Consider the following 15,840-nt stretch of genomic DNA (forward strand, 5'->3'; position numbering starts at 1 on the left):
GATAAAAACTTATACCAATATCGACATTTAGTGGAAAATGCATTCTTACATCTGAAGCGTTGGAGAGGCATTGCAACACGATACGCAAAGAATGCTGCATCGTTTCTGGCGGCTGTCCATATACGGTGCATCGCTATTTGGGCTAGTATCTCATGACGACACCATCTAGAAAACTTCATAGATCTATTATTTAAAGACAGATTTAACACTTATCTATACGATTGAGAACGATTATCATAATTATTTGCAATTGCAACTAATTGCAGATATACTGCTCCTGCATTCATTAAGAGTGTTCCTTTTACTGCAAAAAAGACCGCACCAACCAGCGCAACGTGACTGCGTAGCCGGATGGTTGGAACAGATAAAGTTATGCTGCAGACCTCCTCGGCACATCACTTGTTATACATCCTTTCATCGTTCCCCCATTTCTTGCATGGGCCATAGTGATGTGCCGTTTTTTTTTCGCAGTTAAATATACTGCGGTTTAATTCCAAAGTTCGATGGTGTTTTTACAATCCCTCTCCTGACACGCAAAACCCGGCATTAACGGACTTTTAGCGTTTACAACAATGCACGAAACGGTCTGAATCGCATTTAAAGTCACAAAAGCCAATCAAAAGTGGGTAAACCCAAGGCAATGAAATAAATACCATATTTATATTATTAACAAACAGACTTGACCCTATATCTGTTCCCCGTCCTGTCTCTTGTTCTGCAAAGTTGACAGGCAACATGTAAACGAGTAAAACTTTATCATGTCTGTCTCATTTCATTTCCGTTTCACTCCGACAGTTTGGCAATTTTCTTTGGGGCACGTAAGTTACTTTCTATTTCAATCAAGTTGTGTGAAGAATATAAGGAGACACCGTAAATATGTACACGTTAAAAACACTATTAACGATATTTTCATTAATGTCTATCAGCTCATTTGTCTCAGGACATGAGTTGGGCTCGAATTTAAATCCGATATCCTTTGGCGCGGATCAAACTATTATTGATTTTGAAAAAATGAAATGGGAACCGTTGAAAGTAGAGGGGCTGGATCCCGGAGCGGAAATTGCTGTGATTCGCGGTGATTTGAATAAAGGCAGCAGCGAGGCGGTGATTAAAATTCCATCTAACTATAATATTGCCATGCATACACACACCAGCGACGAAACGTATATCTGGATCCACGGCGCTTATACGTTGAAATCTGAAAAAGGCAGTGAACACAAGTTTGCCGGACCCAGTTACATCAGTTTCCCAGGTAATGCACCCAAACATGCGATTACATGTATAGCTGAAGATTATTGTCTCTTTTATGTAAGATGGTCACGTCCGTTTGATATACTGTATTAAACACTATTAACCAAGCTATCCTGCCATTCATGTAAGGTCTAGTGAGCAGATGGTCAAGTCTGTTTATTTTATTAATTCATTCTTAACCTCATGCATCAATTCCACCAGGCGTCTATCGTGCATCTTGTCTATGACACCGATCAGAGCAGATGGGACACAAACAAGTAAACCTCATGAATAGCGTTTATCTGCCTCCGCCGCCTTTCCCAGGTTTGCATTAGACCCGATTATCGGCGGCGAACAAGCTTTTTTGCACTGACACCAAGGAAAACAACACTAAAACTACACTTATGGGGACTTTAGTTTGTTGGAGGGAAAGTTCAACCGAGAAAGAGAGTTGTAACGAACGGGGGTCTGGCGAGCTAGTAGCTGATTTGGCTGTTACTTATTGTCCAAAGCAATCCACAACGACATAAATTTCCTCGCCATGTCGGCAATCTCAGTTTTCATCCGTTCATGTTTTTCATTGTCATTCTCATCGCCAATGGCTACTTGACGATCTTGCAAATAGAATTGCAGCCATCTTGTCGCCAGACTCAGGTACACTTTCATTAATGCACTTGGCTGTAGGTTGGAAGCTGGCTCGACACCTTTGCGGACGGTTTCATCCTTTATGAATTTTTCTTCAATCACACCATTGATGATGTGCTCTGCGACTGGTTCCGCTACGCGTCGACTTTTTACTGATGAATGTGCGTTGATGTAGGTAATTAACTGTTTCTTTAATTTCTTATACACATTCTCGTTACGAACAAAGCTGAAATATCCGTGTAGGTCCTTAAGTAATTGAGACTGGATACTGGAGGGTAACCGACGGTCCACGAATAAATGCATATGCAACCCTTCGTGGAAGAGCGTACGTGAAAGATAGGTCGTATCGCCTTTGGCCAAATGTGGCGTGATGACAATCTCCATAGCATATATTTTCTGGTTATTTGCGCCTGTTTTCGCATTGGTATTGGCAGTAAACTCCGCTTTGCTATGACCGCCTTTGGCGGTACCGACTTTAACTTCCAGCATAAATTCATAAACCGTAGTCGCGTTGCCATCCGTGTGCGTCTCTGTATGAACTTTATGACTTTTTCCATCTACTGGTGCTTTTGAAAGCATTTCTTGCACCAATTTAGGATCCCGCCCCTTGAGCAAGTCCACCGCTTTCTTGATATTCTTTACCGGATCAACCTGTTTATCTTTGTTGGGTTGACGTTGGACCCGATGGGCAGATGGATTATTGGTTCTGCCACCTTTGGATTGTTGAAAAACGTGAGTTAGCTCATGCGCCAACAAGTGTTGCCCTGATTGAGTCTCGGGGGAATATTGACCATCGCCAAAAAAAATATCCTGACCTACCGTGTAAGCCTTGGCATTAATTGCTTCAGCAGAGTCATTTGCAGATTGGTCATTATGAATACAGACATTGCCAAGGCTTTGTCGAAAACGTGATTCCATCAAAATGCGTGTTTTTTTATCCAGGGGTTGGCCGGGTTGCTGTAGGGCTTGCTCAACGACCTGTGACACAGCATCTGACTCGATTATGTTTGAAGAAGGATTTACAGGAATAGTGGCATTTTCCATCCGCTGAAGAATTCTTGCCGCTGCGTTAGGGTTATTGCCGGTCACAATATCTGCAACCTGATCAGCTTCTTGCTCAGGTTTATTCGAATGAGTTTCTGAGACACGTTTTGGTTGATACGTGGTGGGCTCCAGGAAGCCACCGTTGGTCAGTTGATGGCGCACGTCCTGCTGCATTGGCCTGGTATAGGACGAAGAGCATCTAACAAATGGGCACCGACTAAAGAGCGATTTGGAGCGACGCTTCCATGCAAAATCAGGCATAAGTTTGTTTCTCCAGCGCGGCAGTTTGTGAAGTTGTCAATTAACCGCCTACGCCCACGTGATATACGAAAAATAAACGCCCTTTTTCAAGTCTGAAAATTATCAGATACCCAAAATCCTGTCAAACTGTGCAAGTGAGTATAGTGGCTCATCTGCTAACTCTAAGTGAAGTGGACGGGACACAAACAAGAAAACATCATAACTTCCTTCTGATTGAACAAACTTGATATTTTTTTGTAACTCCCCAATCTAGCGTCATTTTTTTACAGGCAAGTGGTATCGTCCTTTTTCCGACCTATCGTATGTGAAGCGCAGTCGGGAAGCATCCATCTCGAGTTCCCCCGTTGCGCCTTCCCTTTTTAGACGTTCAGTCTCCAGAAAATCCATACAAGCGTGATCGATATAGAACAAGCGACTGAAGTGGACGGTCACATGATAGTCTTTTGGCTGGCTTTCCAACGTGGACGCCAGTTTCGGTAGCGTAATTACGGTAGCGGCTCCAGACAAATGAACATCGATATGTTTTTCTTCTTCGTCGACCGTTGTCTCGATACTCAGCGCCGAAAAGGTGAATATCAGGCGAATCAATGATGCGCCCACACCCAGGAGCACGCCCGTCAGAAGATCTGTCGCGACTATTCCAGTCAAGGTTACAAAGTAGATGATAAGCGCAGGCCTGCCATATCTGGCAAGGTTTTTGATGATTTCCGGGTTGATCAGTTTGTATCCGGTAAATACCAGTATGGCCGCCAATGATGCCATGGGGATGAATCGAAGCAAGTCAGGAAAAAGCAGCACAAAAACCAGCAACCAGGCGCCATGAAAAATTGCTGCTACACGAGTTTGACCACCAGCCTTTATGTTTGCAGAACTTCTCACTATCACGCCCGTCAAGGGAAGCGTACCAAGCCAGCCGCAAACTGTGTTTCCCACACCTTGCGCGAATAATTCCTTATCATAGTCAACCTTGGCGTCCAAACGCATCTTGGTCAATGCAGATGCGCAAAGCAAAGTTTCAGCACTTGCAATCAGTGCCAGTCCAAATACAAATGGCAGAATATCGGGTTGAAAAACCTGCAGCATCCTGTCCATCGAGGGCCATGTGATTAGAGTCGTAAACGAATCGGGGATGGAAACTTTTTTTACCGGCAGATCGAAAATCAGAGTAACCAAGGTGCTCCCGAAACCAGCAATAAGCGGTGCGGGGATCATGCTTAGTGGATTACGCTTAAAAAACTCCCAGCACCACATAAAGATAAACGTTCCCAAACCCAAAACGCCAGCCAGCATAGCTTCCGACCCTCGTCCTTCCGGAACAAACGTTTTCATGAGCGAATGAGGGATGTAAATCAAGTTCTGAACACCATTTCCATAGGGATTTCTGTCCAGCATCACATGAAACTGGCTCGCGAAAATCAGTACTCCGATCCCTCCTAACATTCCATGTATTACTGCTGGACTGACCGCCCTGAACCATTGCCCAAGTTTGAAAAAACCAGCAATTACCTGAAAAAGACCGGCCAGCAAAACCACTGGCCCCAGCATTTCTATACCGTGGCTTTGGACAAGTTCATACACGAGTACGGTAAGACCGGCTGCTGGACCGCTAACCTGTAGCGGAGCGCCTGCAATAAAACCCACGACCAAGCCGCCGATGATGCCAGTGATGATTCCCAGCATCGGAGGAACACCGGAAGCGATAGCGATCCCCATACAAAGCGGCATCGCGACAAAAAAAACTACGATCGAGGACAAAAGGTCCTTGTGAAAGGTCTGTTTGAAATACTCCATATCAAGCTAAAACGCTAAAGGATCACGCTAAAGGGTCAAGTCTATTTATTCAATTATTTTCCATCTCATGTACCAGTTCTGCCAAGTGTCTATCGGGTATCTTGCCTATCACACCAATCAGAGCAGGTGGGGCACAAACAAGAAAATATCATTTGACGGACACCAACTTGATCGTTGTTATCGGCGAACAGGAACACCCACGCAGTCTAACCATTCATTATTAGAAGTAGACGAAACCACTTGGAATAGGCATCCTGCTCATCTTTTGTATTTTGTAATATACCATCCGCATGAAACAAAAGATAAAATCCATTCATTAATATTTTTCCTACTCTACTACCAATTCTGCCAAATGTGAAATGGGTACTCTGGATAAAATTCCCATCAAACGCAGTTAGAACATAAATGAGAAAATATCATAGCCTTATTATTAATAAACAGACTTGATTCTTATTTTGTCAATTCTGCGATGCGCCTGCCCATTTGCAGTGATTTAGCTTGGAACGCTTCAATCAGCGTATCGACCGTTTGAGTAATAAACCACATACCTTCGGCTGTCTGATAGAATTGAATATATTCATTCAGCTCCATATTGGTTAGCTCCCGGTATGAATAAGCCATGATAAAAATCACGCCTTGATAGGTGTTATCTCGAATTTCTATTTTTTGTGCGTTGATATTTGAATCAAAAGCGTTCATCGCTTCGGTATCTCCTTTTACCTTCCCCATCAACAAGGCGCGTCTTGTGCTGATTGAAAGCTCAGTCACAAATTCTGTAGTCCGCGTGACAGCTTCAAGATTCTGCAGTAACTGCAAACGGTTTGTTTGCAGTGGTGTACGGACCAGGTTCTCGATAAATACTTCCAGAGCTTCGAGATCAAGCTCACGACTTTCGATTTGAGTGATTTTCTGCATCAAAGGTGTGCTGTACATTTGGACTAATGTTTCAAGTTGTGTGTGCTTAAAATTCTGTTTTAGCGAATTTCTAAGCTGCTTTAGAAAAAATTCAGGTCTATAGATTTCCGTAACAATTTTTTCGATTTCCTCAACGAGAATTGGATCATCAGGTTTCTTAGACGACTGATGGATATCTTCTAATGATTTTTCGCCGACATGATCAATCTGTTTCCGTAGGCCCGAGAGCACGATGATTTCGTCGATCAATGCGTCTTGTGACGCGCCTGGAATGACCGTCGGTGATGGACTAATCGCTGCGTTGGCTGTCGGTATAGACAGTGTCCGCGTTTTATCCATCCAGATTGGCCCTACAAACAGGCCAGCGAGTAGCATGAAACCGATTGCAATCATAACAATCTGTTTTATATGAAATATCATAAAATTCTCCTCAGTAGAATGCGTAGTTTTTTTAGTTTCTTAAATTGGTCACGCGCAAATCAAAGCTTCGATCATGACTGAATAGATATACATTGATTAACGACCACTGAGCGGCAGGGCTGGAGTTTCTTTTTTTACGTTTACGCAGATGATCAGGCTTGTTTATTAATTTATTCCTAATTGAATGCATCCCCCCTGCGCCAGAAGTGTCAAATCGAGATATTGGATAGTATGCTGGTCAAATGTAGACGCGACATAAACGAAAATAAAAATAGTTTTGTTACTAATAAACAGACTTGACCCCAATCTGCAAGAAGAAAACAACTACAAGAGTATCGTGGCTGCTGTTGACTTCGATCCCAACGATGTCGATCCTGGCAAACAAGCATTGAATCAGCAGATTCTAGGTCTTGCCGCTTCTCTTGCGTTATCCGACTTTGCCGCATTGCATCTTGTGCATGTCTGGGATGTTCCCGAAGCAAAATTAGTACGTTTATGGGCTGATGACCCCGATACTGCCGAAGCAAATATGATAAATGGTGAACGCACACGTCATAAAACTGGCATGGATGCTCTGATTCGAATGCTTCGAGAACAAATCGGTACAGAAGCATACAAGTACCTGTCCCCTCAGGTTCATTTTTCTATGGGATCAGCGCACAAGGTCATCCCTGCATTGGTTAAAGAAATAAAAGCAAATATCGTTGTAATGGGAACGGTGGCACGGACTGGCATTCCCGGTTTTATCATTGGTAACACGGCTGAAGCTATTTTCGATCAATTGCAATGTTCAGTACTGGCGGCAAAGCCTCCGGAGTTTGTCTCTCCGGTAATGTAAGGGAATTCCCCTTACTCCGGATTTCCATACAACCACCCTCTTCGAGCCATCCATTTCTCAACCTCCACCACTACAAATACAACCGATGCCAACAGGACGCATAGCATCAGATCATCAAGCGGTAACGGCGCGGTTTTGAAGATGTCGTTCAGAAATGGCGTGTAAATAACAGCCAGCTGCAGTACCACGGTCAACACAACGGCTCCGATCAGTTGCGGATTGCTGAACAGACCGATGCTGAACAATGAGTCGCGTTCCGACCGGATCGCCATGACATGGAACAGCTGAGCAAATGTCAGCGTGGTAAATACGATCGTTTGCCAGTGCTCGATTTGCCGGTCAATGGCCCAGATCTGTGCACCGATGGAAAGTCCGCCGATCAGGATACCGATGAAAACGATATGCTGCCACATGCCGTGCGCGAAAATATTTTCCTGCGGTGGTCTCGGTGCGCGCTGCATCACCTTGCGTTCCGCAGGTTCCGATGCCAGTGCCAGACCGGGCAGACCGTCGGTGACGAGATTGATCCAAAGGATATGAATCGGCAACAGCGGCAACGGCAGACCCAGCAGCATTGCCAGCACCAGTGTCCAGATCTCACCGGAATTGCTGGTCATGGTGTATTTGATGAACTTGCGGATATCATCGAAAATCCGCCGTCCTTCCTTGATTGCCGAAACGATAGTAGCGAAGTTGTCGTCGAGCAGCACCATATCGGCCGCTTCGCGGGCAACATCGGTACCTTTCCTGCCCATGGCCACGCCGATACCGGCACGCTTCAGCGCGGGCGCATCGTTAACGCCGTCGCCGGTCATCGCGACGAACTCGCCCTGCTCCTGCAGTGCTTTGACAATACGGATTTTTTGCCTGGGATCCACGCGCGCATAGATACGCAGTTCAAGCACCTGTCTGTCAAATTCTTCATCTGACAGTTCCTCCAGTTCCCGTCCGGTCATGACGCGATCGTGCTCGTCCGCGATACCAAGCCGGCACGCGATACTGCGGGCCGTTGCCGGGTGATCACCTGTGATCATCACCGGCACGATCCCTGCAGTCAAACAATCCGCAACAGCCTGCGCCGCTTCATCGCGCGGCGGGTCCATCATCGCCACCAGTCCCAGAAAAGTCAGTCCGGTTTCTATCGTGTCGGGCGAACGCTCCTCGGGCAGCTCGGAAAATTCTCGGCAGGCAACCGCCAGCACGCGGAAACCTTCCGCTGCTAACGCTTCCGCCTGTTCCTGCACACGGTTCTGATCCAGATCACGGTTGCCTTCGTCACCGAGTGCATCGCTACACATATCGAGCACAGCTTCGGGTGCACCTTTGGTGAACGCCACGATGCCGGCGTCACTCTGATGCAGGGTTGTCATGCATTTGCGGTCTTCATCAAAAGCCAGTTCAGCGACCTGCTGCAGCTTTTTGGAAAGCACGGGCTTGTCAAAACCGGCGCGCTTCGCCGCCTGATACAGCGCCACCTCGGTCGGATCACCGGTCACTGATGCCTCGCCGGATTCTTCTGTATTTTCTGGATCGTCAGCCACGGTGTTATTGAGCGCCAGCGCCTGACCGAGCCGTTGCCAGAGTCTGTTGCCGTCATCCGCGTCGGGTAGTTTTTCTATTCGCCGCCCATCTGCGAACAGCGCTTCCACATGCATGCGGTTTTGCGTTAGCGTACCGGTTTTGTCCGAGCAGATATACGTGACCGAACCCAGAGTTTCCACAGCCGGGAGCCGACGCACCAGCGCATTCCGGCGGCTTAATTTGCGCGCGCCAAGCGCCAGCGATATTGTCACGACCGCAGGCAAAGCTTCGGGTATCGCAGCGACTGCAAGGCTGACGGCAGTGAGAAACATCAGCAGCACGGGTTGATCCTGCAACAGTCCGGCGGCAAAAATAAAGATGCAGACAATCAGGATAGCCACCGCCAGATGCTTGCCGAAACGGGCCAGACGAATCTGCAGCGGCGTTCTGGCGCTCTCTTCTTTTTCAAGCATTGCCGCGATATGACCCATTTCACTGTCCATACCGGTGGCGACCACAATCCCTTTACCATGACCACGCGTCACCATGGTGCCGTTAAAAGTCATGTTTGACCTGTCTCCCAGCGTCAGATCAGGCTCTTCAAGCACATCAGGCTGTTTCGATACCGCATGCGATTCACCGGTCAGCGCGGATTCATCGACCTGCAACTGACTGGCGTCAAACAAACGCAGATCGGCCGGCACCACATTGCCGGCTTCCAGCAACACCAGATCGCCGGGAACCAGCCGGTCTGCAGAAATGGTTTCAGTTTTTCCATCACGAATTACAGTCGCCCCCGGCGCGGCCATTTTCTGCAGCGCGGCAATCGCCCGTTGCGCGCGATACTCCTGCACGGTGCCTATAATGGCATTCAGAATGACGATGACAACAATGGCTATCGAATCGCGCAGTTCACCAACCAAACCTGATACGATCGCAGCAACTACCAATACCAGAATCATGAAATCTGCAAACTGCGCCGCAAAAATATGCAACGGGGTTCGTTTTGCGCCGCGCTTAATGCGGTTTGGCCCATGTATTTTCAGGCGTTCAGCTGCTTCGTCGGCAGTTACGCCGCCGGTCAGATCGGTTTCAAGCGATTGCGCCGCCTTCTCGGCCGACAGGCAATGCCAGGGATTGTTTTGACTCATTGTAGACTATTAAATATCAGCGAAATCGAAAAAATCACGTAGAAACAGACTACATCAGCAAATCGGGTTTCGCAATCAGAACGCAACCCAGCCCCAGCATAACGATGCCGCTGATCAGTTTCAACCGGCGACCGGCCTGCTCTGTCAATTTGCGGTTGCTCAGGGCGATAACCGCTACGGTGACCATAAGCGCATCATCCGCCAGATAGGCCAGGATATAAAGCCCCAGATACGCATAATAACCGGTTACATTCAGACCCTGTTGCGCCAGTATGGCGGTATAGATGGCCGGGAAACCCGCGGTGCATAGCAATTCGATGAAATTAACCAGCACAGCCAGCGCCGCAACGCCCGTCATGGAGAGCACCAGCTTGTCTGCAGCGAGCACTGTTCTCATGCGTGTGTACAACCCCGGTTTTGCGGCGTCCGGTATCGACAGAGAGAAACCCTGCCGCCAGGCAAAAAAATCTTTAATATTGAATCCACCGATAGCAAGCGCAATGCCACCCAGTGTCCATCTCAAGGCGGCCGAAAAACCGACCAGGAGAAAAATATTTAGCCAGGCCGCCATAAATGCATAGTAAACGGCACCACTGGCAAGTACAAAAGTGCCCGCGATCAACACCATTTTTCTGCGATCCTGCAGATGAACAAGCAACGAAAGCAAGAATAACAGCACCCACATGGCACAGGGATTAAACCCGTCAAGCAGACCAATCGCAACCGTGAATAACGGCAGGCCCAGGCGTTCTATATGCAGCGTTCCCAGTAAAGGTGCATCCACATGGTCCTGCTCGACCGCCGTCTGGTCAACGACGGCCGTCAGCAAGGCGCCTGCATTTTCAGGATTATCGAAACCTACCGTCAGCTGGCCGTTAAACTGGAAAGTCGGCACTCCCGGCGGCCAGGTACCGGCCATTTGCGAATAACGCAACAGTCTGTCGAGCGCTTCGGAATCACGATCCACCCAGTAGTAAACAATTTTCAGCCAGGGACGGTCTTCTTGAAGTTTTTCAAGAAATGTTTTCGCTTTCGAGCAGTGCGGACAGCCTTCTCGCACGAATACCTCAAGCACATTTTCGTGAATGATCAGCTGTGCCTGCTCCTGTTCGTTTGCCGCATACAGCGGTTGAACAGATAGCGGCACCGACAGGCAATAACACAGAATAAATACTGTAAACAGCCGGCATAGTTTCAAAAGATTTTTGATGATGTCGCTCCCTTGTTTGAATCCGTGCAAAACCATTGAAAATGCATTCAACAAACGTTTATTATGAATGACAGCAAGAATTTACATAAATTGCTGGCGCCTGAATATATTTATCCCGATTTAGAGGAGAACTACACAATGCTTTACAGAAATCCGATTGTAATCACGCTGTCCTGCCTCTCATTTTTCATTTTGTCCGGCTCGGCTTCACTTGTATTCGCCAGTCAAGATGCTGCTGTGCTTCAGGAAAACAATAACCGCTTTCTGCTTGCGGAAGCAAGCCATCACGGTCATGACAAGGATGCGAATCACGGTAATAACAAAAAGGATGGCAAAGGACACGGAAAAGACGGTCACGGCAGTGATCATGACGGCAAAAAAGACGACAAGCATGGCGGCAAAAAAAGCGGAATGAAAAAACATATGCACGATTATGCGCATCAGGTTATTCCTCATGCCGACAAGCTGAAACTGACCGATGAGCAACTCGGCAAAATAACCCGCCTGCACATAAAGCATAAAAAAATGCACAAAAAAGTCAAAGATGCATTGCAGGACAACATGAAAGCATTCAAGAAAGCAAGCCTGAAACCCGACACCAGCGATACCGAACTGCGCGATCTTGGCAAAGCGGTAACCGAAGCCTTTAACGATATGGTTGAGCACCACATCAAGGAGCGCAACGCTGTACATGCCGTGTTGACCGAGGCGCAGTTAAAACAGCTCAACTCAATAAAGATGAAACATGATGACGACGCACATGATGATGATAATGGTGGCCACAGCGGTCATTGATAGTGGAGAAATCGGACACTGATACCTGTCAACGCAGCTACAGTAGTACGGCGGCAGAGCATGTCGACGTACTGCAGATCAATTGTCCCTGTAGCGGCACAGTCAGGCAGCATAACATATGCTTAACGGCATTTGCCTGTGTACCGGAGGGCTCCGCGTTATAATACTACAAAGGTGGCAAGAATTGACTTATCATCCATTTTTCAACGATGCACACGATTCAATTACAATAAAACGAGGCTTATTATGAAACATGCTTTTATAATCATTTTGTCAATGATTACACTGCTTTCCGTTACAGCATACGCCGGACGGATTCCTTTTGGCCATCAGGTCGAAACTGTCCAAAACTATAATCGTGCAGCACCACAAGTCGCCACATCCGGATTAATCGGCGATGGCGGCGCACCCGTGCTGGCGGCACACGGTTTCAAAACCGTGATTGACATGCGCACTGCCACTGAAGGTACACGCGAAGAAAAAGCGCTGGTCGAGGGTGCTGCCATGGTTTATGTCAACATACCCATGACGGTCGCAAATATCAGTAAAGAACACATAGCAACGTTTACTGAAGCCATGAAGAAATCACCTAAGCCGGTACTGGTACATTGCGGGTCGGGCAACCGGGCTGGGGCTATCTGGGCAAGCTATCTCATCAGTCAGGGCACCGACATGGAAGAGGCAATTGAGGCCGGCCGTAAAGCTGGCATGAGACCCCCGTTGGAAGAAAAAGTCAGAGCACTTTTTGCAGAAGAGTAATTCCTGAGTAATTTAACGGGTCGTTGAAATCAATCAACCGGCGTTTCCGGTAGAAACATTAGTTAAAACGTATTCATTGTTTGCGTCACGGCCCGATCTTCCCACAAATCCTTCCACCACGCCGTCATAGGACAGCGGTAAGCGCGTCAGTGAATATCAGTCATATCATTGATGCGTTTGATTCCAGTCGTTATATTCCGTAATCACGCGAATCGCCGCTGATACCGCTCGATCGTCGGAAAATTTCTTTATGTATACCGCGTTGAATCTTATCCTTGAAGACGCCCGCCGCTCATCTTGCAATATTGACAGTATTGCAGATACTCGATATGGTTAAGCAAGGTTCGGGAAGCAGAATTTTGTTTCAAAACTGATTGGATCGGCATGCTGGCATTCTCATTCGAGATTGTCTTGTTATCGAACATTCACAGATATGCCTGAACCTGTTGCGAAAGCACAAATGGATCGTTACCGATGTAAGTTGATATTACCCGCAATCACTTGTAATTGTGTTGGGCTAAAGGGATCTTTATGGATAATCTGAATATCATCTCATTTGAGAAAAAAAATCCTCTCCAAAGCTCCTTCTTTTCAGTTTTATCACAGGCCGATTACAACGTTATCAAACTCAAGGACAGCCGGCTCATTCAGAAGCTGACCTCTGATCAGACCGATGTCAACGTGTTTGTATTCGACGACCCAAGCACATGCAGCCAGCATATCCGTCAGACTGCCACTGAAATCATCAAGCGCAATTGCCTGTCAACCAATCTGTGTCTTTCGTACACTTTGCCAGCAACAGACTGCAATGCATTCTTTTCATATTTTGATGACCTGTTGTTCTGGCCATTTGAACAACAGGAATTTGACCTGCGAATAAAACGATATCGTACACGACATAAACAATCTAACTCCATTTTTGAGAGAAAAGTGTTCGATGATTTCGCATCTTTAAATCTGATCGGACGTTCTACGGTATTTACACGGATGCTTGAGTTGATCAGGCGGATCGCACAATACGACGCACCGGTGCTCATTGAAGGCGAAACCGGAACGGGCAAAGAAAATGTCGCCCGGTCGATACACCATCTCAGCGACCGGCGAAATCACAACTTTGTACCACTGAACTGCGGCGCCATTCAGGACAACCTGTTTGAGGCCGAATTATTTGGGCATGAGAAAGGCGCATTTACCGATGCAAAAACCCGTCAGGAAGGATTGGTCAGTATTGCAAACGAAGGCACGCTGTTTCTGGACGAGGTAGACTGCCTGTCTCCAAAAGCACAGGTAGCATTACTGCGTTTTCTGCAAACAAAAGAATACAGGCCTGTCGGGTCCAGCCGGACTTACACATCCAACCTGAGGATACTGGCAGCCACTAACGCCGATTTGTTGAACAATATCAGCCATCATCAGTTTCGCGAAGACCTATATTTTAGACTGAATGTACTGAATATCAATCTGCCCGCATTACGCGAAAGAGTAATTGACATACCCATCATTGCAAAGAAACTATTATCGGACTACTCCAGGCAATATGGACTGTCACCCAGGAAGCTCTCGAAAAAATCGATCAGCACCCTGATGAAACAGTCCTGGCCCGGCAATATCCGCGAGCTGGAGAATGTTATATTGCGGGCGTGCCTGTTATCGGACGATCCGATCATAAACATCCCCCTTGATCAGCAGTACATGCAGGAACATGAAGAATTAAGTAAACTGGCTCACAACGAAGGTACTGCCGAACTCAAGTTTCAGGAAGCAAAATCTATCGTGATACAAAACTTTGAGCAGGATTATCTTTCAAAAATTCTCAACATTACCGATGGAAACATTACGAAAGCGGCGGTTATCGCCGGCAAGGAGCGCAGGGCCATCGGGAAATTGATCAAGAAGTACAACATGGACAAACGCTGTTTTACCTCAAAATCAGGCGAAATCTGACGCTGTTTCAGTAGCGTTGTCATCAACGCTCTTTTTTGACCCAGGCCTTGCGCCGGTTTAGTTAAACGAGACCGCGCACTGCATTACAGTAAGTTTCAGAAACATTATTATTGGCACAGGCAGTAATACCGCCTTCGGCAACCGCGTGACGCAACGCCCCGGTGATATGCCATATTTCATGCGCGATATGGTTACAGTTGCCATTCGGATTGGGCTGATTGACCGCGATAAAAAACATCGAAGGTCCTGTATATTCAATATCATAGTCGTTGCCGCGATCATCCTGTCCACCAAGAATCGTTGTTCCACCGCCAGTTCCTTCGACTTCGTCGACGACCAGTAACGGAATTCCTCTGGCACCGGCAATGAGATCGCTTTCACCGATTGTTTCCTGCAGTTCCGGCACATCGCGCAAACCAAGGGCGCTACCAGCCGGCCGCGGATGCCTGCTGGCCGTTTCAATAGTCGACGCATTGGGAATCAGCGTCCAGTTGAAGTCAAATTTGAGGTTGATGCAGCAGTTGCGCAAAATGGTTTTTGCGCCATCGATAGCGGTGCGCAAATGCTGCATGGTTGTCCGGTTTGCGCGGCGCGCAAAAAACACTGTCACCCATAAATCGTGAATTCCACCGGCACAATCCTCGCAGTTACCATCAAAACAGCTGCGCTGCACCGGTGCGCCTGACAGTTTTCTTTGCTGGATAACGTGTGTCAACTCATGGGCAAGTAATTTATCACCATCTCGTGTACCCGGTCTGTACTGTCCTTCGTTGAACACAATATTCCGTCCCAGGGTATACGCACGTGCGTTGACAGCACTTGCCAATCTGGCAGCGCTTTTGCCGGTGTGAACACGCACATCGTCGAAGCGATGACCCATGCGCGATTCAAAAAAATTACGCCGTTCAGCGGGCAATTGTTTACCCGTTTCCGATTCAGGCAGCATGTTACCGCTTAATCTCGCGGCTGTATCGCCGGTTGTTTCCGTGTCCGGTTTAAGCTGCATTTCCTCCTCACATTCCGCGCACATGCGCTGTATGCTGCGTGCGCCATCTTGGCAACGGCCCACACCCTGGTAATTCATACCCGCTGCACCGTTTGAAACAACCTGTTCAGCCACCCGGTCCGCTTCCCGCTCTGATTGATCTTCTGGCCTGGTTATACCAAGCCTGGGTTGAATTCTCCGGTCTTGAAGAAACGACTGCACGATGGTCGACTGCCCTGTATGCATGCACTGGACCGATTGTCTACCCGGGGTCTTTCGGAATATTGCCGTCGGTACGGATTTCTTTCGCATCATCATCATTTCCATATGC

11 protein-coding genes and 1 pseudogene are annotated in these 15,840 nt (G+C 47.4%); 6 read left to right on the top strand and 6 right to left on the bottom strand.

All coding sequences use genetic code 11. From position 1 onward, the window contains the following. Together BMY62_RS06375 and BMY62_RS06380 are read left to right on the top strand one after the other, a co-directional pair. Window positions 1-156 (top strand): annotated as a pseudogene (locus tag BMY62_RS06375) (IS5/IS1182 family transposase); the annotation flags it as partial. Between the two features lie 720 nt (window positions 157-876). Beyond that, window positions 877-1,344 carry a DUF4437 domain-containing protein gene (locus tag BMY62_RS06380; protein WP_090657815.1) on the top strand — a complete coding sequence of 156 codons (468 nt, stop codon included), beginning with the start codon at window positions 877-879 and terminating at the stop codon, window positions 1,342-1,344. A gap of 381 nt (window positions 1,345-1,725) precedes the next feature. Here BMY62_RS06380 and BMY62_RS06385 read toward each other — a convergent pair whose 3' ends face one another. The 3 genes from BMY62_RS06385 to BMY62_RS06395 form a co-directional block, all read right to left on the bottom strand. Next, the gene (locus BMY62_RS06385; protein WP_177170313.1) at window positions 1,726-3,093 is read right to left on the bottom strand and encodes an eCIS core domain-containing protein; all 1,368 of its coding nucleotides are present in this window, start codon (window positions 3,091-3,093) and stop codon (window positions 1,726-1,728) included. 342 nt (window positions 3,094-3,435) lie between these two features. Further along, window positions 3,436-4,971 (bottom strand): SulP family inorganic anion transporter, encoded by a 1,536-nt coding sequence (locus BMY62_RS06390; protein ID WP_090657821.1) that lies wholly within the window; start codon window positions 4,969-4,971, stop codon window positions 3,436-3,438. 450 nt (window positions 4,972-5,421) lie between these two features. Beyond that, window positions 5,422-6,306 (bottom strand): hypothetical protein, encoded by an 885-nt coding sequence (locus BMY62_RS06395; protein ID WP_090657825.1) that lies wholly within the window; start codon window positions 6,304-6,306, stop codon window positions 5,422-5,424. Window positions 6,307-6,583: 277 nt separating this feature from the next. On the opposite strand from BMY62_RS06395, the gene BMY62_RS06400 reads away from it, so the two are divergent. Then, window positions 6,584-7,144, top strand: a complete 561-nt coding sequence (locus BMY62_RS06400) for a universal stress protein (RefSeq protein ID WP_177170315.1) — start codon at window positions 6,584-6,586, stop codon at window positions 7,142-7,144. Window positions 7,145-7,155: 11 nt separating this feature from the next. Here the strand turns inward: BMY62_RS06400 and BMY62_RS06405 are convergent, their stop codons facing one another. Both BMY62_RS06405 and BMY62_RS06410 read right to left on the bottom strand, forming a co-directional pair. Next, window positions 7,156-9,816, bottom strand: a complete 2,661-nt coding sequence (locus BMY62_RS06405) for a calcium-translocating P-type ATPase, PMCA-type (protein WP_090657830.1) — start codon at window positions 9,814-9,816, stop codon at window positions 7,156-7,158. A gap of 49 nt (window positions 9,817-9,865) precedes the next feature. Next, window positions 9,866-11,062, bottom strand: a complete 1,197-nt coding sequence (locus BMY62_RS06410; RefSeq protein ID WP_090657849.1) for a glutaredoxin family protein — start codon at window positions 11,060-11,062, stop codon at window positions 9,866-9,868. 102 nt (window positions 11,063-11,164) lie between these two features. On the opposite strand from BMY62_RS06410, the gene BMY62_RS06415 reads away from it, so the two are divergent. From BMY62_RS06415 to BMY62_RS06425, 3 genes are all read left to right on the top strand, one after another. Further along, entirely contained in the window at window positions 11,165-11,821 is a 657-nt protein-coding gene (locus BMY62_RS06415) for a Spy/CpxP family protein refolding chaperone (RefSeq protein WP_177170316.1), read from the top strand. A 246-nt stretch (window positions 11,822-12,067) separates the two neighbouring features. Continuing rightward, window positions 12,068-12,580 (top strand): protein tyrosine phosphatase family protein, encoded by a 513-nt coding sequence (locus BMY62_RS06420; protein WP_090657853.1) that lies wholly within the window; start codon window positions 12,068-12,070, stop codon window positions 12,578-12,580. A gap of 531 nt (window positions 12,581-13,111) precedes the next feature. Continuing rightward, window positions 13,112-14,524, top strand: coding sequence for a sigma-54 interaction domain-containing protein (locus BMY62_RS06425; RefSeq protein ID WP_090657855.1), 1,413 nt, complete (start codon window positions 13,112-13,114; stop codon window positions 14,522-14,524). Between the two features lie 61 nt (window positions 14,525-14,585). Here the strand turns inward: BMY62_RS06425 and BMY62_RS06430 are convergent, their stop codons facing one another. Then, on the bottom strand, window positions 14,586-15,824 hold the full coding sequence (locus BMY62_RS06430; RefSeq protein WP_218142942.1) for an eCIS core domain-containing protein: 1,239 nt from the start codon (window positions 15,822-15,824) through the stop codon (window positions 14,586-14,588). Between the last annotated feature and the right edge of the window lie 16 nt (window positions 15,825-15,840).

The sequence above is a fragment of the Nitrosomonas marina genome (genome assembly GCF_900111605.1).
GTDB lineage: Bacteria > Pseudomonadota > Gammaproteobacteria > Burkholderiales > Nitrosomonadaceae > Nitrosomonas > Nitrosomonas marina_A.